The organism is Thermoleptolyngbya sp. PKUAC-SCTB121 (assembly GCF_016919485.1).
In the GTDB taxonomy this organism is placed as follows: Bacteria; Cyanobacteriota; Cyanobacteriia; order Elainellales; family Elainellaceae; genus Thermoleptolyngbya; species Thermoleptolyngbya sichuanensis.
The window spans coordinates 1,528,909-1,553,867 of sequence record NZ_CP070366.1 but is presented as its reverse complement, the minus strand read 5'-3'; the positions used below and the strand labels follow the sequence as shown (position 1 = coordinate 1,553,867).

General features: G+C 56.7%; 24 protein-coding genes and 1 pseudogene. 11 read left to right on the top strand and 14 right to left on the bottom strand.

Features of this window, described 5'->3' with window-relative positions; all coding sequences use genetic code 11:
• Positions 1-6: 6 nt before the first annotated feature.
• Positions 7-366, bottom strand: a complete 360-nt coding sequence (locus JTM80_RS06520; RefSeq protein WP_172354398.1) for a VOC family protein — start codon at positions 364-366, stop codon at positions 7-9.
• Between the two features lie 266 nt (positions 367-632).
• Positions 633-1,514 carry a transcriptional repressor LexA gene (gene lexA, locus JTM80_RS06515; protein ID WP_172354396.1) on the bottom strand — a complete coding sequence of 294 codons (882 nt, stop codon included), beginning with the start codon at positions 1,512-1,514 and terminating at the stop codon, positions 633-635.
• Positions 1,515-1,670: 156 nt separating this feature from the next.
• On the opposite strand from lexA, the gene JTM80_RS06510 reads away from it, so the two are divergent.
• From JTM80_RS06510 to JTM80_RS06500, 3 genes are all read left to right on the top strand, one after another.
• Positions 1,671-2,675 (top strand): o-succinylbenzoate synthase, encoded by a 1,005-nt coding sequence (locus JTM80_RS06510; protein ID WP_172354394.1) that lies wholly within the window; start codon positions 1,671-1,673, stop codon positions 2,673-2,675.
• On the top strand, positions 2,642-4,219 hold the full coding sequence (locus JTM80_RS06505) for an AMP-binding protein (RefSeq protein ID WP_205370811.1): 1,578 nt from the start codon (positions 2,642-2,644) through the stop codon (positions 4,217-4,219). Before JTM80_RS06510 ends, JTM80_RS06505 begins: the two co-directional genes overlap by 34 nt.
• A gap of 79 nt (positions 4,220-4,298) precedes the next feature.
• Complete coding sequence (locus JTM80_RS06500) at positions 4,299-4,991, top strand: response regulator transcription factor (protein WP_172354390.1); 693 nt, start codon at positions 4,299-4,301, stop codon at positions 4,989-4,991.
• Positions 4,992-5,560: 569 nt separating this feature from the next.
• Here the strand turns inward: JTM80_RS06500 and JTM80_RS06495 are convergent.
• The gene (locus JTM80_RS06495) at positions 5,561-6,289 is read right to left on the bottom strand and encodes a PHP domain-containing protein (RefSeq protein WP_172354388.1); all 729 of its coding nucleotides are present in this window, start codon (positions 6,287-6,289) and stop codon (positions 5,561-5,563) included.
• 344 nt (positions 6,290-6,633) lie between these two features.
• On the opposite strand from JTM80_RS06495, the gene uvrA reads away from it, so the two are divergent.
• Positions 6,634-9,756 (top strand): excinuclease ABC subunit UvrA, encoded by a 3,123-nt coding sequence (gene uvrA, locus JTM80_RS06490; protein ID WP_225906781.1) that lies wholly within the window; start codon positions 6,634-6,636, stop codon positions 9,754-9,756.
• A gap of 84 nt (positions 9,757-9,840) precedes the next feature.
• On the opposite strand, the gene JTM80_RS06485 is transcribed toward uvrA, so the two are convergent.
• A complete protein-coding gene (locus JTM80_RS06485) occupies positions 9,841-10,134 on the bottom strand; it encodes a universal stress protein (RefSeq protein ID WP_172358818.1) in 294 nt (97 codons plus the stop codon).
• A 41-nt stretch (positions 10,135-10,175) separates the two neighbouring features.
• On the opposite strand from JTM80_RS06485, the pseudogene JTM80_RS06480 reads away from it, so the two are divergent.
• A pseudogene (locus tag JTM80_RS06480) lies at positions 10,176-10,361 on the top strand (response regulator transcription factor); the annotation flags it as partial.
• Positions 10,362-10,423: 62 nt separating this feature from the next.
• Here JTM80_RS06480 and JTM80_RS06475 read toward each other — a convergent pair.
• Both JTM80_RS06475 and cysS read right to left on the bottom strand, forming a co-directional pair.
• Positions 10,424-10,711 carry an MSMEG_0570 family nitrogen starvation response protein gene (locus JTM80_RS06475; RefSeq protein ID WP_172354386.1) on the bottom strand — a complete coding sequence of 96 codons (288 nt, stop codon included), beginning with the start codon at positions 10,709-10,711 and terminating at the stop codon, positions 10,424-10,426.
• Between the two features lie 173 nt (positions 10,712-10,884).
• Entirely contained in the window at positions 10,885-12,357 is a 1,473-nt protein-coding gene (gene cysS / locus JTM80_RS06470; protein WP_172354384.1) for a cysteine--tRNA ligase, read from the bottom strand.
• Here cysS and JTM80_RS06465 point away from each other — a divergent pair.
• Positions 12,356-12,520, top strand: a complete 165-nt coding sequence (locus JTM80_RS06465; RefSeq protein WP_172354382.1) for a hypothetical protein — start codon at positions 12,356-12,358, stop codon at positions 12,518-12,520. The two genes, cysS and JTM80_RS06465, sit on opposite strands and share 2 nt — an antisense overlap.
• 95 nt (positions 12,521-12,615) lie before the next feature.
• The gene (locus JTM80_RS06460) at positions 12,616-12,993 is read left to right on the top strand and encodes a DUF423 domain-containing protein (protein ID WP_172354381.1); all 378 of its coding nucleotides are present in this window, start codon (positions 12,616-12,618) and stop codon (positions 12,991-12,993) included.
• A gap of 27 nt (positions 12,994-13,020) precedes the next feature.
• Here the strand turns inward: JTM80_RS06460 and JTM80_RS23575 are convergent, their stop codons facing one another.
• Positions 13,021-13,356, bottom strand: coding sequence for a hypothetical protein (locus tag JTM80_RS23575; protein WP_205371513.1), 336 nt, complete (start codon positions 13,354-13,356; stop codon positions 13,021-13,023).
• Positions 13,357-13,546: 190 nt separating this feature from the next.
• Entirely contained in the window at positions 13,547-14,314 is a 768-nt protein-coding gene (gene hisF, locus JTM80_RS06450; protein ID WP_172354380.1) for an imidazole glycerol phosphate synthase subunit HisF, read from the bottom strand.
• 199 nt (positions 14,315-14,513) lie between these two features.
• Here hisF and JTM80_RS06445 point away from each other — a divergent pair, with 199 nt between their 5' ends.
• Both JTM80_RS06445 and JTM80_RS06440 read left to right on the top strand, forming a co-directional pair.
• Complete coding sequence (locus JTM80_RS06445; RefSeq protein WP_172354379.1) at positions 14,514-14,708, top strand: DUF2862 domain-containing protein; 195 nt, start codon at positions 14,514-14,516, stop codon at positions 14,706-14,708.
• Positions 14,709-14,716: 8 nt separating this feature from the next.
• Complete coding sequence (locus JTM80_RS06440) at positions 14,717-15,814, top strand: ArsA family ATPase (protein ID WP_172354378.1); 1,098 nt, start codon at positions 14,717-14,719, stop codon at positions 15,812-15,814.
• Positions 15,815-16,212: 398 nt separating this feature from the next.
• On the opposite strand, the gene JTM80_RS06435 is transcribed toward JTM80_RS06440, so the two are convergent.
• Positions 16,213-17,252, bottom strand: a protein-coding gene (locus tag JTM80_RS06435) for an ISKra4 family transposase (RefSeq protein WP_172355286.1) whose coding sequence is annotated in 2 segments (ribosomal slippage) — positions 16,213-17,120 and positions 17,120-17,252 — 1,041 coding nt in all. Because the reading frame shifts where the segments join, the coding sequence is not laid out codon by codon here.
• 331 nt (positions 17,253-17,583) lie between these two features.
• Positions 17,584-18,897: an NF041680 family putative transposase gene (locus JTM80_RS06430; RefSeq protein ID WP_172353244.1), complete on the bottom strand. Its 1,314-nt coding sequence runs from the start codon at positions 18,895-18,897 to the stop codon at positions 17,584-17,586.
• Between the two features lie 241 nt (positions 18,898-19,138).
• Between JTM80_RS06430 and JTM80_RS06425 the strand changes: the two genes are divergently transcribed.
• A complete protein-coding gene (locus JTM80_RS06425) occupies positions 19,139-19,957 on the top strand; it encodes a transposase (protein WP_255548883.1) in 819 nt (272 codons plus the stop codon).
• A 206-nt stretch (positions 19,958-20,163) separates the two neighbouring features.
• Here JTM80_RS06425 and JTM80_RS06420 read toward each other — a convergent pair.
• Positions 20,164-21,023 (bottom strand): IS630 family transposase gene (locus tag JTM80_RS06420; RefSeq protein ID WP_205370793.1). Its coding sequence is split into 2 segments (ribosomal slippage): positions 20,164-20,718 and positions 20,721-21,023, totalling 858 coding nucleotides; the frame shifts between segments, so codons are not numbered across the junction.
• Between the two features lie 140 nt (positions 21,024-21,163).
• Here JTM80_RS06420 and JTM80_RS06415 point away from each other — a divergent pair.
• Complete coding sequence (locus JTM80_RS06415) at positions 21,164-21,520, top strand: Spx/MgsR family RNA polymerase-binding regulatory protein (RefSeq protein ID WP_172357464.1); 357 nt, start codon at positions 21,164-21,166, stop codon at positions 21,518-21,520.
• A 147-nt stretch (positions 21,521-21,667) separates the two neighbouring features.
• Here JTM80_RS06415 and JTM80_RS06410 read toward each other — a convergent pair whose 3' ends face one another.
• From JTM80_RS06410 to JTM80_RS06400, 3 genes are all read right to left on the bottom strand, one after another.
• Positions 21,668-22,300, bottom strand: a complete 633-nt coding sequence (locus tag JTM80_RS06410) for a DNA-3-methyladenine glycosylase (protein WP_172355171.1) — start codon at positions 22,298-22,300, stop codon at positions 21,668-21,670.
• Positions 22,301-22,322: 22 nt separating this feature from the next.
• A complete protein-coding gene (gene tnpC / locus JTM80_RS06405) occupies positions 22,323-23,690 on the bottom strand; it encodes an IS66 family transposase (RefSeq protein WP_172357466.1) in 1,368 nt (455 codons plus the stop codon).
• A gap of 88 nt (positions 23,691-23,778) precedes the next feature.
• Positions 23,779-24,834 carry an AI-2E family transporter gene (locus tag JTM80_RS06400; protein WP_172357468.1) on the bottom strand — a complete coding sequence of 352 codons (1,056 nt, stop codon included), beginning with the start codon at positions 24,832-24,834 and terminating at the stop codon, positions 23,779-23,781.
• Between the last annotated feature and the right edge of the window lie 125 nt (positions 24,835-24,959).

Here is a 24,959-nt window from a genome sequence, read left to right as displayed (position 1 = left end):
CCTCTCCTAGACCTGCCCAATCTCCAGCACGTTGCCGTCCGGGTCGCGGGTAAACAGGGCGGGACGACCCGATGCGCTCATCTGCACGGGATAGCCATGTTCAACCAGCCGCGTTTTCATGGCATCCAGGTCAGGAGTGGCGATCGCCAAATGGGGATTCCAGCCCCACTTTTCCGCCTCCGTCAGCGAGACCTGAGTGCGCGGATCGGCCATCAGGTGAATCTGCACCTCGCCTAGCTGATACCAGGCTCCGGGATATTTCAAGGGTCGATCGATTTTGGTCAATCCCAGCACGGTGCCATAGAACTGTTCTGCTTTGTCCAAATCCGACACCAACAGCGCCGCGTGCAAGAATCGAGTCAGCATAGGGGCAATTCGCGAGGCGATCCCTACAGGAATCGCGCAATTACATCATCCTGATTCTAGGACGGGTTTCGAGCCGCATCGCAGCGATTTTTAGCTACACCTCAGCCATACCTCAGCTATTCCATGCTTCAAGCTTGCCAACTTGAACCGCACTCCAGCGCTACCAGCCCTATATCTCTCCGAAGTAACGCTGCGAATGAAATGGCTGAAAGCCCGATGAATGCTGGATGAGCTATCCAAAACCGCAAATCCAAAATCAACCGACCTCAAACCACGCCGCGCACCAAAATTCCGGTATACACGCCCTGTACGTCCACTTCTTCCACGTCAAACACGGTTGGCTGGTAGGCGGCGTTGGCGGGCTGGAGTGTTACCGTTGTTTCCGATCGGAGGTAGTGTTTCAGCGTCGCTGCATCGCCTACGCGGGCCGCAACGATCGCCCCATTTTTCAGCGAAGCCGGGTCTGGGTTGCGCCGCAGCAAGATTACGTCGCCGTCCAAAATGTGGGATTCGATCATGCTGTCGCCCTGAACGCGCAGGGCAAACAACTGGGACAAGTCGTAGGGCGATCGCCGCGCCAGGTTAGGAAACAGTTCCAGCGGCAGATAAATTTCTGGCTCGTCTACAAAGGTGGTCTTGGGGCTGTGGGCTGCGATGCCGCCTAGGAGGGGAATGCCCTGGGGTAGCTTGCGCCGACTCCTGGATTTGGGCGAAGCCTGCTCTAGCGCTGCCCAGGGAGAAGTGGCGGATGTCTCTGGCACAGCCTCGACGGTCGAACCCGTGCCCATTGCCTCGGCGGGAACAAGCTGGAGCGTTGGCGCTGGCTGTGCGGAGCGATGTCGCCCGGTTTTTGCCCCGTTCACCTGGCTCGACTGAACCACCTGAATGGCGCGGGCTTTGTGGGGCTTGCGGGTAATGTAGCCTTTGTGGCACAGAGCATTGAGGAGCGATCGCACGGGGTCTTTAGAGCGATAGCTCAGCCCGACCCGAATTTCCTCATAGGTTGGCGAAATGCCCTGCTGCTGGATGAATCCCGTCACCCAATCCAGGCATCGCTGCTGCTTGACGGTCAGCGGCTTGGGGATAGACTGGCGGGTGGATTGCCTGACTGTAGACCGTTTGGCGGTGGGTGGCTTGGCCGTAGGCATGGCTGCAATAGTTTATTTATACTAGATGCTAACATCATAGTTCACTCGTTCTATACCGAATCAAAAACTTTTTATTTGCCTTAATTTGCCGTCCGCCGCTTCACAATTTCTATATCTCTAGGGCGATATCTCAGGACGATCGGGCGGGGTGCAATCATGGGCGTGCGGGCAGAATTTCGGGAGTATCGACGGGCATTTCGACGACCGCTCATGACTGCCCACGGAGTCTGGAGCGAGCGGCGGGGAATTTTGGTGAAGCTGACGGACGCAGCGGGGCGGACGGGGTACGGCGAGATTGCGCCCCTGCCCTGGTTTGGCAGCGAAACGCTGGAGGCGGCGATCGCCCTCTGCCAGTCGCTTCCCGAATTCCTGGATCTGGCGGATATCCGGGCGATCGCCCCCACGCTGCCAGCGGGCCAGTTTGGGCTGGAATCTGCCTGGGACTCGCTGATGCAGCATGACCCCAGAAAGTCTGACCTGCCCGACTGGGAGCCGCCCCACCTCAGCGCCCTGCTGCCTGCGGGGGAGGGGGCAATTTCTGCCTGGAAGCCGCTTTGGGATCGGGGACACCGCACCTTCAAGCAGAAAATCGGTGTGGGCGAGTTGGCAGCCGAACAGGCCGCATTTGCCGAACTGGTCGGGCAGCTTCCGCCCAGGGCAAGGCTGCGGCTGGATGCCAACGGCGGGCTGGATTGGGACACGGCCTGCCGCTGGTTGGAACAATGCGCGGTCCATCCCCAGGTAGAATTTTTGGAGCAGCCCCTCGCACCGTCCCAGTTTGACGCGATGCTGAAGCTGGCCGAGCGCTTTCCCACGTCCCTGGCGCTGGATGAGTCTGTTGCCACGCTGGCCCAGCTCCGCACCTGCTGGCAGCGGGGGTGGCGCGGGGTGGTGGTGATTAAAGCAGCGATCGCCGGGTTTCCCAGCCAGCTTCGCGCCTTTTGCCAGCAGCACCCAGTCGATATCGTCTGGTCGTCTGCGCTGGAAACTGCCGTGGCCCGCCGCTACATCCAGGCGCATCTGGTGCAACCAGAGAATTCGGGGAACCGACCCGATCGCGCTCTGGGGTATGGCGTGGCCCACTGGTTTTGCGACCCTGCGTTTGAGCAAGATTCCGCCGCCGCCCTATGGCAAACTCTGACTGCCTCCGCAATTGCCTAGCCGCCTGCCTGCATCGACCCTGGCTGGTTGGCATCGATCCTGCCGCCTTTGCCCAGCAGGTTCAGACCCGCCAGACGGCGATTCGCGAAGCGATCTCTATGGGAATCACCCCAGCGCTGCGGAGCCACATCGCCCACCCCCTAGCTCCCTGGGAAACGCGCCCCCCGGCGACGCTGCTGATTGCCGAACCCGACCCGCTGAACTTTCTGGCCAGCCTTTGTGCGGCAATTTTGTCGGAGTGCCTAGAGGGATGGGCGATCGCCCTCGGCAATCCCGCCTGGGGCGTGCAGGAATGGTATCAACTCCACCACCACCTGTCCCCTTTGGTCATTCTCACCCCCACCGCTCCCTATCCCGTGCTCCTTCTTGATCCGGTACAGGCTCCGGCTCTCCCTACTTCTGCGGGTGAGGGAAGAACGAAGAACGAAGAACAAAAAGGGAGGGCGGCAGAGCCTCCGGATCTCCTCATTCCTACAGGCGGCTCCTCTGGACAGCTTCGCTTTACTCACCATACGGGAGACACGCTTCTTGCCGCTGTCCGGGGCTTTCGCCAGTTTTTTCAGCCAGAACTCGCCAGCGGGCCGGTGAACTGCTGCTGTGTGCTACCGCTGTATCACGTCAGCGGGCTGATGCAGGCGTTGCGGAGCGCGGTGTCGGGTGGGCAACTGGCGCTGCATTCCTTCAAGGCGCTGGAAGCGGGAGACTTTCCGGCGATCGCCCCCGACCGTTTTTTCCTCTCCCTCGTCCCCACCCAGCTCCAGCGGCTGCTCGACTCGCCAGCGGGCGTAGACTGGCTGCGACGGGTTCACACGATCCTGCTGGGCGGTGCGCCGGCCTGGGACGACCTGCTCATCCAGGCACGACAGCAGGGCCTCCGCCTCGCCCCCACCTACGGCATGACCGAAACTGCCTCGCAAATTGCCACCCAGCGGCCAGCGGAATTTCTAGCGGGGGAACCGGGCTGCGGGCGGGTGCTGCCCCATGCGCTGGTGGACATTGTGGACGCAGCCGGAACGCCGCTGCCTGCGGGAGAAGTGGGGCGAATTCAAATTCGGGCGGCTTCGCTGGCGCGGGGCTATTGGGGAGCGCCAGATTTTGGCGGCCAGTTTGCGACCGATGATCTGGGCTGGCTGGATGGGGCAGGACGGCTGCACATTGCTGGCCGCAGCAGCGACAAGATTATCACGGGCGGCGAAAACGTGTTTCCCGCCGAGGTAGAGGCGGCGATTCGGGCGACGGGGCTGGTGCAGGATGTGGCGGTGGTGGGGGTGGGCGATCGCCACTGGGGGGAAGTGGTGACGGCGCTCTACGTTCCCGCCAATTCCCAGGTTTCTCCAACACGGCTGGAAGCTGCGCTGCAAGACAAGCTCAGCCGCTTCAAACAGCCCAAGCGCTGGATTGCCGCTGACGGGATTCCCCGCAGCGCCCAGGGCAAGCTGAACCGTCGCCAGCTTGCGGAATGGGTGCAAACCGCCCAGCCGCCAGTTGGCGATGGGGGCTGCCAAAAAGACCTGCCATTTCCTGAAACTGCGCGAAATGCGTAAGTCCTGTTAAAGTTTTGGATGACGACAATCGTGCCTCAGTCCACCGAGGCATATACCTTGAGACAGGGGAGGAACGTCCATGAGCGGACGGCTGCTGCTGGTCGATGATGAACCTGGATTGCGCCAGGCTGTGCAGGCGTATCTGGAAGACAGCGGCTTTGTTGTAGAAGTCGCCAGCAACGCCCGCGAAGGCTGGGAAAAGGTTCAGCAGCTGTTACCCGATCTGGTCATTTCCGACATCATGATGCCCCAGGTCGATGGCTATCAGTTTCTCAAGCAACTGCGGGAAGATCCCCGCTTCGAGACGCTGCCCGTGGTGTTTTTGACAGCACGGGGCATGACCTCCGACCGAATTCAGGGCTACAACGCGGGCTGCGATGCCTATTTGCCCAAGCCGTTTGACCCAGAAGAACTGGTGGCCATCGTATCCAGCCTGCTGGAGCGTCGATCGGCGATCGCCCGTGCGGGTGGCGACGACGAAAAGACCGACCTGGCCGACATCAAAGAGCAAATCGCCCAACTGCGGGCCATGCTGTCGCAAAAAGGAACCATCGCCCAAACTCCCGCCCCGATTCACCTCGACTTTACGCCCCGCGAGCAGAGCGTCCTGGAACTGGTTGCCGAAGGGCTGATGAACAAAGAAATTGCTCGTCGCCTCGATACCAGCGTCCGCAATGTGGAGAAATACGTCAGCCGATTGTTTAGCAAAACGGGCACCAATAGCCGCACGGAACTGGTGCGCTATGCCCTGGAGCATGGCTTGACGAAATGAGAGATGGGGAGCTTGGAGGAATTTACTGAGTTAAAGATTGCGAAATGTTGCTTTTCTTTAATTTAGCGACATCTTTCGTTTCACTCCTCAAGAGACTGTTATCTTCATTCTCTAATGATGTAATGGAGAAAACACCCATGCAGACTTCTAAGCACCTGGGCCAATCCCTTGGATTTATGTTGCTTTTGGCGATCGCCTGTGCAGGCATGGTAGGACTGATGACATCCCAGGTCGGCGCTATGCCCTAGCGTGGATGCCCGTGTTTCCTGAGAAGGAGTGTTTCTATTTGTAACCTAGTGCGCGTGACGCTAGTTCCAGATTTATTCCTGGATGGCAGTAGGCTCACGGATCTCTGGCGGGTTGGCGTAGTCGGCCATGCACCTGCAATGCACTCGCAATGCACTTGCAATGTACTTGCAATGTACTTGCAATTTACGTACCAGCAATGTGCGTACTCGCAATGTACTGAGCAAAACGAGAATGCATTCCCAAGCATGGCGATCGCCCCGCCCAGAGGTCTTTTTTTGCCATTTTCTCGAACCGCTCGAACAGAATCGGCCCAACCCGCCCTACAGCCGCTGCAACAGGTCTAGCCCGTGGGTGTCGGTGCCGCAGGTATGCAGCAGACCCAGGCGATCGCCCAGTTGCCTCACTTCTTCGGTCTGGCGGGGGCTGGGCTGCCACGGCGAGGGGTTGTTGTAGGCATAGTAGGTTTCGATGCCGTCAATCCCCAGGTCGGCGGCAGCGGGGATCAACTCGTGGGGCGATCGCTTATATCGTGCCGGGTGGGCCAGCACCGCCAGCCCGCCTGCCCGGTGAACCGCAGCAATGACCCGCCCGGCCTGTCGAGCGTCGCCGTCTACCGACTGCCCCTGCTGATAGACGTGCAAGTTTGGATGCGCCGGGTCAAAGGCATAGCAGAGGATATGCACCTCGTCCGCCAGCAGTTCCGCCGTAACCTCCATGCCCGCCCACAACCGGGGCAGAGGCCTAGACGCAGGATTCTCCGCCTCGTCTACCCACGCTGACTGGAGACTGCTCAGCCACCGCTGCGCTCGAACATAGCCGCCCGTGGAATGGTGATCCGTAATCGCTAGGCCGGAGAGTCCAATGGCGATCGCCTGCTCCATGAGCTGCTCCGGCTGGAGTTTGCCATCCGAGCAAACCGTGTGCATATGAAAGTTGTAAAACCGGGGACAGCTTTCGGCTGTAATCGTTTGAAACACCTGCCGCAGCGATGCAGCATCCTGTGCCCCTGAGGACTGAGCATTCACCCCTTGGGTGAGACTAACCGCCATAGTCTGCGCTTCATGATGTTTTACATCCGCAATTCTAGGGTTTCTGCAAACTTATTGCCAACCAAGAAGCGCTTGGAATGGGGGCAAACCGTTTTGTATCGCGCTATTTGCTCCCTACCTGTTCAATCTTACGGTGGCCCTTAATCCAGCGGATGCCTTGGGGATGGTTGCGTTGGCGAGCTTATGTACTAATACGGGCGATCGCGCTAGGATGGACAAGCGTTGCAAATCGTTCTCAGCAGATTCTCTGAATCGCTCCGGTGAATCAGCCGTGCGCCCGTCCAGGAGCGGTAGAATATTAAGAATGGTTTCGCCTGTGGTTTCGCCTGCCAGCCCCAGCCCCTATGCCTCAACGTGCCGACACTGCCAAGCGCCGGAAAAAAGTCGATTCTTTGGGCGAGTCTGCGAATGGGCACGCTCCGAATCCTCAAGACCTGTCTGAATCGGGCAAACTGACGGCAATTCGAGAAGGGATCGCTTCGGAAATCGCCCAACCCGGCTCGGCTGCTAATCCCCAAAACACAATCCGGATTCGCGGCGCTCGTCAGCATAATCTGAAGAACGTGGATTTGGACTTGCCGCGCGATCGCCTGATTGTGTTTACGGGCGTGTCGGGGTCGGGCAAGTCGTCGCTCGCCTTTGACACGATCTTTGCCGAGGGGCAGCGCCGCTACGTAGAGTCCCTCAGCGCCTACGCCCGTCAGTTTCTCGGCCAGGTAGACAAGCCCGATGTAGACGCGATCGAGGGCCTCAGCCCCGCCATCTCCATTGACCAGAAATCCACCTCCCACAACCCGCGCTCCACGGTGGGAACCGTCACGGAAATTTACGACTATCTGCGGCTGCTCTATGGGCGGGCGGGAGAGCCGCATTGCCCCCAGTGCGATCGCTCCATCGCGCCGCAAACCATCGACCAGATGGTGGATCAAGTGATGACCCTGCCTGACCGCACCAAGTTTCAGATTCTCGCGCCCGTGGTGCGCGGCAAAAAGGGGACGCACAAGAAACTGCTGTCGGGGCTGGCGGCGGAGGGCTTTGTGCGAGTGCGCGTCGATGGCGAAGTGCGCGAACTGAGCGACAACATCGAACTCGACAAAAACCAGTTCCACAACATTGAAATCGTCGTCGATCGCCTGATTAAAAAGAACAACATTCAGGAACGCTTGGTGGACTCGCTTTCGACCTGCCTGAAACGGTCAGAGGGCATCGCCATCATCGACGCGACGCTGCCGGACGTGGATGACGTCGTGCAGTTTCCGACCAAGCCTGACCTGCAACTGCCCGTGCTGCCGGGGATGGCGGCGGAACCAGCGGGGCGCTATGGCGTGGATTTGGAACAAAACGCGCCCAAAAACCAGCTAGAACTGCTGTTTTCCGAAAACTTTGCTTGCCCGGAACACGGCGCGGTCATGGAGGAACTGTCGCCCCGCCTGTTTTCCTTCAACTCGCCCTACGGAGCCTGTCCCCATTGCCACGGGCTGGGGTCGCTGCGGACTTTCTCGGCGGAACTGGTCGTTCCTGACCCAAGCCTGCCTGTGTATGCGGCGATCGCCCCCTGGTCAGAGCGCGACAACACCTACTACTTCTCGCTGCTCTACAGCGTCGGACAGGCGTTTGGCTTTGAAATCCAGACCCCCTGGGAAAAGCTGACCCCCGACCAGCAGCACGTCATCCTGCACGGCAGCGACGAGAAGATCTACATCGAGTCGGACTCGCGCTATCGAGACACCAAGGGCTATTACCGCAAGTATGAGGGCGTGCTACCCATGCTCGATCGCCAGTATCGAGAGTCCACATCGGAGCAGTTCAAGCAAAAGCTGGAGCAATACCTGATCGACCAGCCCTGCGAAGTGTGTGGGGGCGATCGCCTCAAGCCAGAAGCCCTAGCCGTCCGCCTGGGGCAATATCGCCTGAAAGATCTGGCCAGCGTCTCGATTCGCGAATGCCTCAACCGGGTTAACCAGATGCAGCTAACGCCCCGGCAGGCGCAGATCGGTGACTTGGCGCTGAAGGAGATCCGGGCGCGGCTGCAATTTTTGCTGGATGTAGGGCTGGACTATCTGACGCTGGATCGCACGGCAATGACCCTTTCCGGCGGCGAGGCCCAGCGCATCCGCCTGGCCACACAAATCGGCTCTGGCCTGACAGGCGTGCTGTACGTCCTGGACGAACCCAGCATTGGGCTACACCAGCGCGATAACGATCGCCTCTTGCACACGCTCAACCGCCTGCGAGACCTGGGCAATACGCTAATCGTGGTGGAGCATGACGAAGACACCATCCGCGCCGCCGATTACCTAGTGGACATTGGGCCCGGCGCAGGCGTTCATGGCGGCAACATCGTGGCCCACGGCTCGCTGCAAAACCTGCTGGAGGCAGAGGACTCGCTGACGGGTGCGTACCTGTCTGGGCGGCGCGTCATTCAAACGCCTGCGGAACGCCGCAAGGGCAATAGCCGCAGCCTCAAAATCCGCAATGCCCGCCGCAATAACCTGAAAAATCTGGATGTCGATATTCCGCTTGGAAAATTCGTCTGCGTTACGGGTGTCTCTGGCTCTGGCAAATCAACGCTGATTAACGAACTGCTCTATCCCGCGCTGCAACATCACTTTGGGCGTAAAGTCCCCCAGCCCAAGGAAATGGCGGAAATGCAGGGACTTGCCGCCCTCGACAAGGCGATTGTCATTGACCAATCGCCCATTGGCCGCACGCCCCGCTCCAACCCTGCCACCTACACGGGTGTATTTGACGTAATCCGCGACCTGTTTGCCGAAACGATTGAGGCCAAGGCGCGGGGCTATAAGGCGGGACAGTTTTCCTTCAACGTCAAGGGCGGGCGCTGCGAGGCCTGCGGCGGGCAGGGCGTAAACGTGATTGAAATGAACTTCCTGCCGGATGTGTACGTGCAGTGTGAGGTGTGTAAGGGGGCCCGCTATAACCGGGAGACCCTGCAAGTGAAATACAAGGGCAAGTCGATTTCCGACGTGCTGAACATGACGGCAGAGGAGGCGCTGGAATACTTCGAGAATATTCCCAAAGCGTCGGCGAAGCTGCAAACGATGGTGGACGTGGGGCTGGGCTATGTGCGGCTGGGGCAGACCGCGCCGACGCTCTCTGGCGGTGAGGCGCAGCGGCTGAAGCTGGCGACGGAACTCTCGCGCCGCGCCACGGGCAAGACGCTGTACCTGATCGACGAACCGACGACCGGACTTTCGTTCTACGACGTGCATAAGCTGCTGGACGTGCTGCAACGCCTGACGGACATGGGCAATACGGTGCTGGTCATCGAACACAACCTGGATGTGATTCGCTGCTGCGACTGGGTGATTGACCTGGGCCCCGAAGGGGGCGATCGCGGCGGGCAGATCATCGCCGTGGGCACACCGGAGCAAGTTGCTGAAGTCCCTGAATCCTATACCGGGCAATATCTCAAGAAAGTGCTGGCTCAGCATCCCCCCGCGAAGTGAGCGCTCCGGCGAGAATCTGGTGTGATTGCCTGGTTGCTTACTTTTCAGATTGCTTACTTTTTAGATTGCTTACTTTTCGGTTGCTTACTTTTCGGTTGCAATAATATGCAGATCAATGTGCTGATGATGGATGTGCTTCATCAGCTTTTGGGTAAAGGAGCCTTTGAGCAGGCGTTTCCAGGTGGGCTGCTGGCTTTCGCCGATGACGATTTGGGTGATGTGGTATTCGGCGGCAATCTGGGCGATCGCCTGCGGAACGTTTTGTTTATCGATTCGCAAAAACGTTCCGTCAAACTCGCGACACAGGTTCTCGCAGGTTTCGATCAGAAATTCGCACTGCCCTCGATCTTCGCGCTGCGCCTTCTGCTGCTGTGCAATCGAGTCCCGCCTCTGCCCCGCCTCTGCCCTCGACGGCTGGGTTGACTCAGCGCGAACTGGAGATTCTCTCGCTAATGTCTAAGGGAAAGAATAATCAGGAAATTGCGGGTACGCTTTACATCACACCAGGAACCGTGCGCGTCCATGTTCACTCGATCTTGCAAAAGCTAGAAGTGCGCGATCGCACTCAAGCCGTATTAGCCGCGATTCAACAACACCTGGTCTAATGCAAAATCGCGGGTACAAGGTTAGTTCTGTTACTCCACGGTTCTGTTACTCTGCGGCTCTGTTACTCTACGAATTTCAGCACCTTGACCTGCGGTTCTGGAAGTTCGGCATACTGCGTCGCCTTTTGCTCAAGTTTGGAAAGCTGCCCCAGGGCGAGGCTACAGGGCATTCCATATTTGGCCTGGACGCGATCGCTGGCAATGTGCAGCGCGGTGCGCGATCGCTCCAAAAAGTCTGCCAAAGGATAAACCTGATCTGGGGTAAAGTAGTCCTTAATGACCAGGGACGGCGAATAGCAAAGCTCCTGGGAGCCGTCTGGCCACTCAATCTGAAAACGAAGCTCTGGCATTGGTGAAGGGTCAGGGGTGAGAAGGGGGAAATTTGGAGACTGGGCTGAAGCGGCCGGTCGAGCGATCGAGCTAGGCATTCGGCATCTCTCCTATCGTACTCGTACCGCATTCATCTGCTTTTATCTGTATCGCGGAGTTCAGGACACAGATAAAGTACCCGCCTCGAAACACTTCAGCTTCCCCGAATCCACTCTGTTACGCCGCCGGGTTTGTCGATGAGCGTGATGCCCTGGGCTTTTAGCTCGTCTCGAATGCGATCGCCCTCAGCCCAGTTTTTCGCCTGTTTTGCCGCCGCCCGCTGCTGCACCCGCGCTTCGATTTCTGCATCGCTGAGTCCATCGGGTTCCGGTGCTGCGTCTGGCGAAACGGTCAGCCCCAGCACCTCTGCCAGCGCCACCAGCGTTTGCCACTGGGCTTTCAGTGCGGCGGGTTCTGCCAGGGTTTTGCCGTCGTGGGTGAGGCGGTTGCCCTCTTTTTGCAACTCTTTGGCCAGTTCAAACAGCACCGCCAGCGCCACGGGCGTATTCAGGTCGTCGTCCATCGCCGCCTGAAACCGTTGCACTGCCTCACTTTCAGCAGAAATTTTCATCGTTGCTGGGTCGCCAGAGTCCGCCCCAATCTCAGCCGCAAAGCCCAGCGCTGCGCCGTGTCGATAGCCAAACCGCAGACCCTCCGTCAGCGTGTCCCAGGCGTTTTGGGCAGAGGCGATCGCCTCTTCGGTAAAGTCAATCGGCTTGCGATACTGCGCTTGCAGCACAAACAGCCGCAGCACCATCGGGTCAAAGCCGCTCTCTAGCATCTGGCGAATCGTGGTGAAGTTGCCCAGCGATTTGGACATTTTTTCGCCACTGATATTCACAAAGCCGTTGTGCAGCCAGAAGCGCGACAGGGGCTTGGCCAGCGCCGCCTCCGACTGGGCGATCTCGTTTTCATGGTGCGGAAAGATTAGGTCTTGCCCGCCCGTGTGGATGTCGATGCTGTCGCCCAGTTCCTCGCGCACCATCACCGAGCATTCGATATGCCAGCCGGGTCGTCCCTTGCCCCAGGGCGAATCCCACTCCGGCTCACCGGGCTTTGCCGCCTTCCACAGGGCAAAATCTAGAGGATGGTGCTTTTTCGCCGCTTCCTCATCGACGCGGCCGCTGGCCCCGGCTTCCATCTGGTCGAGCCTGCGCCCCGACAGTTTGCCGTAGCTGGGAAATTTTTCGACAGCGTAGTATACGTCGCCGCCGGATTCGTAGGCATAGCCGCGATCGATTAGCGACTGGATGAACTCGACGATCTGCGGCACAACTTCGGTGGCCTTGGGATATACGTCGGCGCGGCGGATGTTCAGCCGATCCATGTCGTCCAGGTATGCTTGGATATAGGTTTCGGTGATGACGTTCCAGGGCACGTTTTCCTGGTGCGATCGCCGAATGATTTTGTCGTCAATATCGGTGAAATTTTGCACGTATTTCACCGCGTAGCCGCGCCACAGCAGATAGCGCCGCAGCGTGTCCCAGGCGATATAGTTCCGCGCATGGCCCACATGCGAATAGTCGTATACCGTCACGCCGCAGGCATACATCCTGACCACGCCGGGTTCCAGCGGCTCAAACGGCTCGACTCGTCGCGTCAGGGTGTTATACAAACGGAGAGACATGGAAGGCTTTATCGCAGGACATATAAACCATCAAATTGTATTGCAGATAGAGCCGCGCTTGAGCCAAACGCTGAGAACCTGCTACGGTGCAATTGGTGTGGATTCAATTGGTGTGGATTTTGGATTGCTAGTTGGTGCGGGGCTTTTAGCAGTTCGTTCTTAGTGCCATTTAGATAGCGTCGCTTGGAAGAATCGATCCGAGGCGTGTATCGAGGAATTGTATTGAGTTTTCAGCTAGAACTTATGAACCAGATGTCTATGAGCCAAATCTTTCTGGCGATCGCCTCTATTCTCGGCGGGCTGTCTGTGGCTGCTGGAGCCTTCGGGTCCCACGCGCTGCGGCCCAAACTGAGCGATCGTATGTTGGAAATTTTTGAAACGGGCACGCGCTATCAGATGTATCACGCGCTAGCGCTGCTCCTGGTGGGGCTATTGCTGCTGCGGGCTGAGGCGGGGCTAGGCTGGCTGAACGCGGCGGGATGGGCATTTGTTGCAGGGACGCTGATCTTTTCTGGCAGCCTCTACGCCCTCAGCCTTAGCGGTGTGAAAGTGCTGGGAGCCGTTGCGCCAATTGGGGGCACTGCGCTGATGGTGGGCTGGGGCTGCTTGGCGATCGCCGCCCTTAGCTTAAAGTAAAACCTGCGCTGCAAAGCTCAGACAAGCTCAGGGGTGAACCGCAGAAATCGCGCCCTGGAAGCGTCGGGCTGCGTCGGTCATTCCTGCATAGTTCACAATTGGTTCTTCCACAATCAGTTCGCTGGGAAACACAAACTCGGCGGTTTCGTAATACTGTTCTGTCCACTCGGCTCGTTGGGACATCTGATCCATGTAGCCGACGAAATGACCCACCAGGAAATACACCGCGACCAGCGCCGCTGCCGCCATCGAAACCAAAAAGCCCGCCAGCATCAGCGAAAACTCTTTACGGTCAAGCGCCTCCTGCATGAGGTGCAGTGCCCATGCCACCAGCGCTACGACGATGAACAGGATAAAAATCATTCTTATAGGAATGTAACGTTTTGTAATATTTCACATTGTAACAGTTCCTCAGAAAAGTGTCTCTTAAGGTAACCTAGAGATTTTGGGAAGAGGGAAGAACGAAGAGGGAAGAGGGAAGAGGGAAGAACGAAGAGGGAAGAACGAAGAGGGAAGAGGTTCGTTTTTCGTTTTTCGTTTTTCGTTCTTCCCATCACCCCCTAACCGTCACCTGCTGTCCCTTCAAATACTCCTTAATCTCGGCAACCGTAAGCTGGCCGTAGTGTAGCAGGGAAGCCAGCAGCGCCGCCTCTGCCTTGCCCTCGGTCAGCGCTTCATGGATGTGGGCGCAGGTGCCTGCCCCGCCGGAGGCAATGACTGGAATCTGCACCTGTTCGGCGATCGCCCGCGTCAGTTCCAGGTCATAGCCCGCCTGCGTGCCGTCTGCATCCATACTGGTCACCAGCAGTTCCCCCGCGCCGCGCTGTTCCACGTCCTTGGCCCAGGTGAGCGCATCCAGCCCCGTATTCTCTCTCCCGCCGCGCACATAGACATCCCAGCCGGGATTGTTGGGATCGGTTCGCCGTCGCGCATCGATGGCGACGACGATGCACTGATTGCCAAAGCGATCGCTCGCCCGGTTGATAAAATCTGGGTCGCGCACAGCTGAGGAATTGATGCTCACCTTATCGGCCCCTGCCCGCAGCAGTTGCTTGATCGTGTCTAGGGAGCTAATGCCGCCGCCCACCGTCAGCGGAATAAACACCTGCTCCGCCGTGCGATACACCACGTCATAGATGATGTTGCGGTCTTCGTGGGTGGCGGTGATGTCTAGAAACACTAGCTCATCTGCTCCGGCATCGTTGTAGACTTGCGCCAGTTCCACGGGGTCGCCCGCATCCCGCAGGTTGACAAAGTTCACGCCTTTCACCACGCGCCCCGCCTTCACATCCAGGCAAGGCAAGATTCGTTTTGCCAGCATTGCGATCGCCTATTGAAGATATTGAAGAGTCCACAAAAATTCAGCAAACATTCGACGAAATTTCTCTGCCCAAACTTCAGCCCTGCGCTGGTCTGAGAAAAAGCGCCACCAAGTCACCACAATATCGCTTAAATGGGGCGCAATACAGCGCAATAGACTGATACACTGGCTAATTGTTTGCCGATCGTTGAGTGTCGAGATGCAAATTGGTCAAAAGGTTCGGGTTCGTCGGTTGCGCGATCGCACGGGTCAAGCCGTCGTAAAGCACCTGGGGCAAGTGGGCGAGGTTCAAGATTTCAAAATGACGGATGGCAGCGGCGTGGGGGTCGTTGTGCAGTTTGATGACAAGTTTTCCACCTGGTTTTTTGAAGACGAGCTAGAGGTCGTTTCTTAGGGAGACGCATGAGTTTCATCCTGACGTTTTTGGGCAAAGGCGGAACCGGACGGACGACTGTGGCGATCGCCGCTGCAAAGCAATTCGCGTTGCAGGGTCAGCGGACGCTGCTGGTGGGACAAGACCCCGGCCCCGCCTTTGGTCTGCTGCTGGGTGCATCCGTCGGCGCAACGCCCCAGGAGATTGGCGCAAATCTGAGCGCCGTCCACCTGCAATCTACCGCGCTGATGGAGTCCAGTTGGGAGGAACTCAAGCGTCAGGAAGCGCAGTACCTCCGCACGCCGATTCTCAAAGCGGTCTACGGTCAGGAGTTGGGCATCCTGCCGGGAATGGACGGAGCGCTGGCGCTGAATGCCCTGCGGGAATTTGACGGCAGTGGCAAGTATGAGGTTATCGTGTACGACGGTGCGGGGGATTTGTCTACGCTGCGAATGCTGGGGATGCCGGAAATCGCCACCTGGTATTTTCGCCGTTTCCGCAAGGTGGTGGCGGATTCTGACCTGTGGAAAGCTGTGTCGCCCTTTGTGCAGCCCGTCGCCGCTGCGGTGCTAAATGTGAACTGGTCGGGCGATTTGTTTGACCAGCCCGCGATGCAGCAGAGCAATAATCTCATGGAGCGGGGCAAAGCGGCGGTCAATGATCCCAGCCGTGTTGCTGCCTATTTGGTGACGACGCAGGATGCGGCGGCGATCGCCACTGCCAAGTATCTCTGGGGCAGCGCCCAGCAGGTGGGGTTGACTGTGGGCGGCGTGATTCTCAATCAGTCGTCTGACGGGAGTGCGATCGCCCCAGAGTTTGCGCCGCTCCCGGTGACTGCGTTGCCAAACTATCCAGGGCAAGACTGGCAGCCTTTGATCGAGGCCCTGCCCGACTTTACCCAAGCAAGTCAGGCTCCCAGGGCGATCGCCGTCAATATTGCCGAGCGCAAGGTGGCTCTTTTCCTTCCCGGTTTCGACAAAACTCAGGTGAAGCTCATTCAGTCTGGCCCCGAAGTCACCGTCGAAGCAGGCGACCAGCGCCGCAATATCGCTCTGCCGCCCGAACTCAGCGGCCGCCAGGTGACGGGCGCTAAGTTTCAGGACAGCTTTTTGATTATTTCGTTCTAGGGCATGTTTTAAAACCCTTCGATCCCCCCTAGCCCCCCTTAAAAAGGGGGGAACTGAGCCGAACCACTCCGGAGGTCCCCCTTAATAAGGGGGATTTAGGGGGATCGACTCAAGGCAATCAACGACCTAGAAAGTTTTAAGACACTGCCTAGGACTGGCTCTAAGAGCTAATTTGTAAAGGAGCCTGAAAGCCTTGTTAATCAAGGATTTCCGAGAAACCGCTTTTCCTGGGCAAACATGACCTCAAAGCCACACATGCCAAGAGTTTCAGGCTTCTTAAGATTTGCTTCATAAATTAGCTCTAAAGTGCTACAGATTGACAGATTGAGTGAGCTGTTGTACTGGTTAATCAATCAACCGAAGCTCTCGGCAGGAGCATCCCACTTTCGATGAAACAGTCAACTGGCGAGCTGTCCATTGAGGTAGGCACAGCGCAGACTCAACATGGCATTAACGGAGGCCGTATTCCAGCGAGCACCCGAAATTTGGAGGCGTCGCCCAATCTGTTTGACAGCCGATTCTACGGCTCCTGATCCAATAGAACAGAGTTGCTCAGCCTGGTAGAACCCATAATTCACGATGCGAGAGCGATGGGTGCTCAGATAGGCTTCAAAATTGCGGGCTTGCTTGCGCCGACAGTCGGCAAAGAGGGCCCTGGCGGCTTCCACTTGACCTTGCCATAACAGCATTTCCGCCGCTGCTAAGCGCTTGAGCGACCCACCGACTTTGTAGAGGTTTTCTTTGAGATGGTACCAATCGAGGATTTCCCAACGGGTCTCAACGGTAGTGAGTTGAGCAAACAGATTCCACACCCCAGCGTGACCATCGCCCAGACAGACCAGTGGGGAGAGCAAGCGTTGAGCGCTGAGATAATCAATCAAGCTGTCATTGTCTTGGAAGAAGGCGTTGTAATAAATCCCCTCCACCCGCACCGCTTTGTAGTCTCGCCACGGGCTATCGGACTCTAGCAGGTCACGCAGACGGACTTTGCCGCCATCAATGCTGACCTCACTGACGCCTTGTTTAGCCTCGGCAGACTCGAACGACTGACGCCCCACCAGACGTTGTTGGGTCGAGTGCCCGACCCGCATCCCGGTCAGGGCTACGATGTCATCCTCTGCATCTTGAAACGATTCGTTGGCACTTAAGCGTAGGTTGGCTTTCTCTAGGCCACCACTGAGACGGCTGTAAGCCTTTACGCCTAACCGTTCTGCCTGACTTTGACGAATCTCAAGGACCCCTACTAAACTCTTCAATCGGCGAACCCGGCCTCGGGCGGGGTAGGCTTTCTGGTTGACAAAAAAAGGGCAACTCGAGGGCTCACCTCCTCTAGCATTTGCCGTCGTACAGTCTGCTCGATGCCTTCTAGACTATCGAGCCCCTCTCGGTTGCTATTGCGATACAAAATCTCGGCGATCTCTGCTGTACAAGCTTCCAATCGCTTTTGGTCTTCAGGTGTCCTGGTGAGTCATCCCTGGGGCTACCCTCCCATTCTCACCCTTCGCACTGTTTTCGCGAAAGTGGGATGCTCCCGCTCTCGGCCGCATAGAAAGCCGAATCGTGGTTATTGTCAACAAATACAAGATCAGTTCTCCCTTCTTCCTCCACAAGCTGACCTTTGGCAATGCTGCGGTTTAGAACACGGATGATCTGTAACTTTAGTTTGGACTAACTGGCATCACAATAATGCTCAACAGGATGCCATAAAGAATCTGCTCAACCGTTCATAACAGTTGAACTTAAGGAATTGGATACAATCCTGCTCGCAGTTAAGCTGCTGTTGCAACCGGACTGTTCAGGGATTGTTCGGATGTCTTGCGTTTCGAGGCTCGTTTTTTGACCATCGGATAGCAGGGACGAGGAGTTGGCTTGTGCCCCTTGCCTCGTCCTGGCGATTTACCACGAGGTTTAGGCGCAGGAGCAGGGGTGCCAATCGCTGCCAAAATGCCTGCAAACGCTTGTGCGACCCGACCCGGAGTCAACGTTTCTTGCGGTGCCTGCCAGGGCAAGGGGTGGTCAGTACAGTCCTTTCGCGCTAACCACAACTGCCAACTGAGCAACGGCATCAGGCTGCTCCACTGTTCGGTTGCCGATACAGAACTGAACTGGGGATGTGTCCAATATAGCCTCTGCTTGGCAAAGCGATACCAGTGTTCAATGGCAAAGCGACGGAGGTAGTGCAACCACAGGGTTTCTAACGGAGGCATCTGCTCACCCAGCCAAACTAACCACAAAGGAGCCAAGCGTCGCGTGCTGCTCTGTGTCTCCAGCACCTCCACGCGCAACACTTCCATTGCCCGTTTCGGGGATTTGCGGAAATGGTATGCACTCCAACGACTGACCCGCACTCGTCCCCAGTTGGGATCATCGACTTCAACGGTTTCGACCGGGACACTCCAAGTGTCAGGGTCATTGAGTTTCATCTTATGTCCATGCTTGGCAGGTGCGCCTCGCCCTCGATACGCTGGGGGCGCGCCATAGACACATCGATTGGATGTAACCCGCAGCAGCAAGTCTGCCTCAATCCCTGCCGTTTGGTTGACAAAACTGGCATTGCCGTACCCTCGGTCGTAGATCGCCAACGGACGCACCGCTAACTGCCGAGTCACTTGTTTGAGTTGGAATGCCGCTTTACTGGCGGGTGTTTCAAAGCTGGTGATGCGCTCATGCCGCAATGGTAATGCCCAACTGCCCCTGTCTTCAGCAATCCAGGCTAAGGTACTGTAGTTTTGTCCGGCTATCGGGGCATGTCCTGTTCTGCCTGATAAGGTGCGGTCTTTCAAACGCCTGGCAGCAGGACGGTTCCACCGACTCGCATCACCTGCCAACAACGGTTGCTGCTGAGTCGGTATCTGCTGCACCAACAGCTTCAGCACCTTTGATCGGGGTAGGCGGCTATCGCGCAACGCTTCATAGGTGCTCGACCACTGGCGACGAAAGACAGGACTCTGCGATAGCCTCACAAACGACACGATGCACGCACTCACTAACACGGCATCCATCAGATCAAACAGGGCATCTCTGGCGTTTCCCAAGCTGGCATACAACGTTTGGCGAAATTGCTGAAGTTCGTTGAAAATCATGGGGTCAATGTTGGTTGTACTTCATTGACCTTACGGCAGTCGGTGCTTCTCATTGACTGCCTTCCTCTTCACCATTAGTCCAAACTAAAGTTGAAAATCATGGGGTCAATGTTGGTTGTACTTCATTGACCTTACGGCAGTCGGTGCTTCTCATTGACTGCCTTCCTCTTCACCATTAGTCCAAACTAAAGGGAATCGCTACTGCAGGATTCACCTGACGGTTACCTGTTGCGGACGAGCGGTGCCGCTGCTGTGGCGGGTTTTGGAGCATCCCAGTGCCACCGTCAGCACGAAGCGATACCTCCCCATGCTGCGGTTAGCCCATCGGCTGTTGCAGTCGTACCCCGATGTGATGGTGTTAGCCGACCGCGGGTTTGCTAACCATGACCTGCTGGAGTGGCTAAGCCAAAGTCGCTGGCACTATTGTTTACGCTTGCCCAGTGACGTAGTGGTGCAGGGTCCGCGCCGTCATCCTGTTAAGGTAGGCTATCTGTGGCCTCCCAAAGGTGAAGCTCGACTCTATGAAGGGGTGGGAATCTGGAGCGAGGGGCGCTGGCGCTGCAATTTGGTGCTGGCTCATGTCAAAGGCGTCGAGGAACCCTGGGCGGTCATCACTGATGAGTCTCCCTCCCTCAATACCCTGTGGCAATATGCTCTCCGCTTTCGAGTCGAGGAGCTTTTCCTCGATTCTAAATCTGGTGTCTTTGAGTTAGAAGCTTCCGGCATCCGCTCCGCTCCGGCTCTCGAACGCCTCTATCTGGTCGCGGCGATCGCTATCCTTGATGGCACGACCCAGGGCATGGCGGTGCAACTCGATGGGCTACGCTGCCAGGTTGACCCGCACTGGAGGCGAGGGATTAGCTATCTCAACATAGGTTTGCGCTGGCTCAAGGGTGCCGTCAATAAAGGGCGAACACTGCTTCAGCTGATTGCCCTATTTACCGTTGACCCTGAACCCTGTTTTGCCTCTAAAAAAGCTGAAGCCCACTATTATGACCGCATTTGGTTTTCTAGAATTCAATCCTTGTGCTGCCAGCCGACACCCGGGCAGTCCGCATAAAAAGATGTGTCAGGCAGTCAGGGTTACAGGTGTAATGTTGAACTGTTTCCGAATGTCATCTAAATGATCCTTCCTGAAATAGTAATAAATTTGATTCCCAATAGGAATGGTGTGATCGGGGATTAACTTTCCGGTCTGCACCCAGTTCTTCACCACGTTATCGCCAACGCCTAATTCAGACTCTAGCTCACGAGTTTGATATAGCCCTACGCAGTCACGTTAGGGCATTCTCTAAAAGCAGCATCAACACAATCGCGAAAGTTATCAAACTCATCCCAGCGTTGCCGCATCCAATTCTTCAGCACAAACCACCAATGCTCAATCTCGTTCAAGTCTGGGGAATAAGGGGGTAAATACCAAATCTCACACCCTGCTTGAGCCACGATCTCTTCAATGGTTTGAGAATGATGGAAACTGGCATTGTCAATCACAATCACATCTCCCGCTCGCAGTTGGGGGACTAAGCACTCCTCCAACCCCCTCTCCACTAAATCCCGGTTGCACGAGCCAGCAAAGGTCATTGGCGCAAAGAGGCTGTTCTCTCGTAAGGCCGCAATCCAACTGACTCGTTCGGTGCGTTTTCCTGATTTAAGCCCATAGAAGCGGTCTCCAACCTCGCAGTAGCCGTAGGGATACACGTCTCGATGATCAATGCCTGCTTCATCGACATAGACAACCTGATGCGGCAGCTTACTCCTCAAGCGCTCTTGAAACTCTTGTCGCTTCAGGTCGTCTCGTTCCCGATAGCCATAGGTCTTTTTTTTCGACTAAACCCAATCTTTCGCAAGGCTCGACTGATGTCCTGCTGTGTCACATTATCCCCCCACAGGGTTGCCAGTCTCGCTTGGGTCTGATCCCCATGCTGCTTGACAAACTCACGAAAGCGCGACCAGTCGGTAATCTTATGCCGATTTCCTCGCTGAAACCCAGTCATCGCTCGGCAATCTCCCGTTTCTTTTTCCCGTTTCAACCACAGGTCTAAGGTATTGCGACTGATGTTGAACATTCGACAGACATCAACTTTGCGGTGACCTTGTTTCACGGCTTCAATCGCTTTGCAACGCAAGTCGTAGCTGTAAGGGGGCGGGCATAGGTGTTCCTAAACTCTCCTGATGGCTCTATGATAACGTCCTAACCCAAATACGTAGTGCTATAAAATCCAAAATCTAAAATCGATACCAAAGGCACTCAGAAAGTCAATCAGCAATGGCACTCCAGGTCTACGGAATTCCTAACTGCGGAACTTGCAAAAAGGCGATCGCCTGGCTCGATCGCAACGCAGTCGAGTACGAGTTCATCAACACCAAAGAAACCCCACCCACCCAAGCGCAAATTGAGGACTGGATCGCGGCGCTGGGGTCAAAGCCGATGCGAAACACTTCAGGGCAGTCCTACCGGGCGCTGGGCGAGAAAAAAGACACCTGGGACGACGCAGACTGGGCCAAAGCCTTTGCCGCAGATGCCATGCTGCTAAAGCGACCGCTGTTTGTGAAAGACGGCAAGGCCGTGATGGTGGGATTCAAGGCGGCGGAGGCCGTGGTGAAGGAGACGCTGGGCGTGTAGGAGCGTGATGGAAGAACGTTACGAGACGCGATGTGCAACTTTCAATCTGCCCTCATCCCCTGCCCCCTTCTCCCGACTTGGGAGAAGGAGAGCAAGAGAGGGTTGAAGTCCCTCTCCCGCTCTGTGCTTCTTCATCTCCACACCCCGTTACCCCTCTTTTCCCATCGCTTTGATATCCACGCTGCGCCACAGATACCAAGCGGCGATCGTGCGGTAGGGTCGCCACGGTTCGGCGATTTGCAGCATGGTGTTCTTGTTGGGCAGGTCGGGCAGGCTGTAGAGCAAGCGCATTCCGTTGCGAATGCCCAAGTCGTCTACAGGCAGCACGTCCCAGCGGTGCAGCCGAAAGATCAACAGCATTTCCGCAGTCCATTTGCCAATGCCCTTGACTTGGGTCAGCGTGCGGATAATTGCATCAGCCTCCAGTTGCTCCAGATCCTCTAGGCTGGGCAGCCCGTCCAGCACTTTTTGCGCCAGGTCTTTGACGTACAGCGTCTTGGCGCGAGATAGCCCCGCACCCCGCAACACCTCGTCCGGCGTAGCCAGAATTTCGGCAGCCGTGGGGTGCGGCGTGTGGGGATAGAGTGCCAAAAAGCGGCGGTGAATGGTGCCTGCGGCTTTGCCGGAAAGCTGCTGGTAAATGATGGATTCCGCTAGAGATTCCAGCAAATCGCCTGTCTGCCGATCGTGCCAGAGGGTGCAGGGGCCGCTGCGCTCGATTGTCGCTGCCAGGATGGGATCAGCCGCTTGCAAATGGGCGATCGCCCTTGAATAGTCCATCTTAATCGTTTCTTGTAATTACTCAACCCAATAGCCAATCGAACTGATGTGAGGTAAGGGCACGAGAAATGGCATCAAAGGCAGAAATGCCCTGACGCTTTGCAGTATTGACCAGCGAACGCACCTGAGCGAATAACTCTGCTCCCCAGTCTGAGCGGAATCCGTTGGTCACCTTGCGAAAGATTACACTCCAGCGCAACGCCTGTTCACTCGCATTATTAGTCGGCGGGATTGCCTCATCGGTCAGAAACAGTAACAGATGAGCGCGAATCTTCTGATAGCGTTTGAGCAACCTTTGTCCCTCGACTGATTTGGGCTGCAAGTTGAGAAGCTCTCGGAGTGACCCACGCAATCGAGCGCAATACTGTTCGACGGTCGAGGTGGCAAGGATCTGTCGTCGCCGTTGCAAGGCGATGGCTTTGAGCAACAGCCGTTTCATCCGGGGCGCAAACAAATCATCCCCTGCATCAATCGCATACTGACAATCACGCAGTTGATGCGCTAGACATACTTGCCAGTCTTGGGCCGGATGGGCTGCCTGAGCACTGAATAAGTCAGACACCCAAATCTGCGGTTGATGCCCAGCCATCACGGTATCAATGACCGTTTTGCCACGAGTGGGACGAATCCCATGCAGACACACCTGGTCGTTTTGAAACACCCATTCCCACTGGTTTTTCCCATTCACCCGCGCCCCGGTTTCATCCCTACCAACTAGCCGAGCACTGCGTAAACGTTCCACGATCTTGGCAATTGGAGTTTCTAGCTGCCCCTGCACCCGTTGCAAGAGATTGGCAATGGCTCCTTCCGACAGCTTTAGACCGTAAAGGTCGCCCATCAAGTGGCTCAACCGTTGGTAGCTGATCGCATGGCTGTAGCGTAGATAGGTGACTAGACTCGCAACACTCGTACCAAAGGGAGACCCTGGCTCTAATCCGACTGGAACCGGAGCCTCATACGCCTTTTGGCAACACTGACAAGTCCCACCGTAGCGTTCAACTCGGGTGATGTGAGGGGTCAATCGGGGCAATTCAATGCGCTCGTAAATCCCACTCAATCGCTGCATTGATAAGTCAACTTCGACCCCACAGTGGGGACAGCTTTTAGCTTGGGCTATCACCACTTGATCTGGTTGTTGGCTCAATGTCCGCCCACCGTTGCGGTGATGCCTCGTTTCCTCACCCTTGACGGAAGTTGATTGAACACGGCTCTGATTGGGCTTAAAGCCTTGAGATGGAGGCAGACTCGAATTCTTTGACGTTTTCTTGACCCGTTTTTGCTTCAGCCTTTCCACCTCCGCTCGCAACGTTTGCAACTCCTGCCACAGCCCGCCTATCAGGGCATCCTTTTCGCTATGGCTCAGTCCATCGAGGGAGGGCAGTTCCTTCATGGCAAAAGCTTATCATCTTCTGCTATGGCCCTGCTCAGGTCAACCTAGTTGAGCAATTACGAAAACGCGTATATGCCAGAAAGTGTCTTCACAGCCTGGACGGAATCATAGGCTTTGGCTGACGGATTTGATCGGCAGTGCTTTTGATTACGCTGGCAATGGGCACGGCCACCAGCAGCCCCAGCACGCCGCCAACCTTGCCGCCGAGAAACAGTGCTGCAATCAGCCAGATGGGGTTTAGCCCAATGGTTTCGCCCATCAGTCGGGGCGACAGGAGAGTGTCGTTAATCTGGCCAATGGCAATCGCCGTAATCAGCACCCGCACGCCCTGCCCAAAGTCTTGCAGCGCCACAATGATACTAATCACCACCGTGGCCACCGCACCGCCGTAGGGAATCAGCGTTGCAACCCCCATCGTCACGCCAAACAGAACCGCGTAGGGCACCCCCCACACCAGCAGCCCCACGGTCTGCGCCACGCTAAGAATGCCCGCCAAAATCGCCTGCGTGCCAAAGTAGCGGCGAAAGGTGGTCTGGATGGAGTCTTGCAGCGTTTCGTTCCAAGGTGCGGGCAGCCAGCTAAAGATGCCGTCCCAGGCCGCCTCACCACCTACAAGGATGAAAATCGTCAGCACGATAAAGAACAGCACATTGATCAGGCTGGTGATGGTTTCAGTCAAAATGCCCAGCAGCTTGCTGCCCGCAATTTGAAACACGCTGCCCAATTGGTTGATTGTCTGATTCAGCAGGTCAGAAAGCTGGATCGGCAAGTTTTGGGCGATCGCCCATTCCTGCAACGCCCGCAGTTGCAGCTTGCCAGAGTCGATCAGTTGCGGCAGGCTGGCTACTAGAGCGCTCAACTGTTGCAGCAGCAGCGGGCCAAGCGTCACCGCCACCAGCGTCAGCACCAGCAGCGAAACACTGAGAACAAGGGCGATCGCCCAGCCACGCAGCACCCCCCGCTTCTGCAACTCCTGAACCGGAATATCCAGCAGAAATGCAAAAATTGCTGCCGAACCCAACACACCCACAAACGGGCTGAGATAGTCCAGCAGCAACAGCAATAGCCAGAGATTGAGAAACCCCAGAGGAAACAAAATCCACAGCCGCAGCCAACCCGGAAGAGCTTTGAAGGATGCAAACATGAATGCCAGAGATACGTAAAGGGAATGATTCTCTACAATCTTGCATCATTCTCAGCAGAGAAGGGGATAGGGATTTTGGATTTTGGATTGCCGATTTTGGATGGTCGGTGTCGGCTGTTCATTCC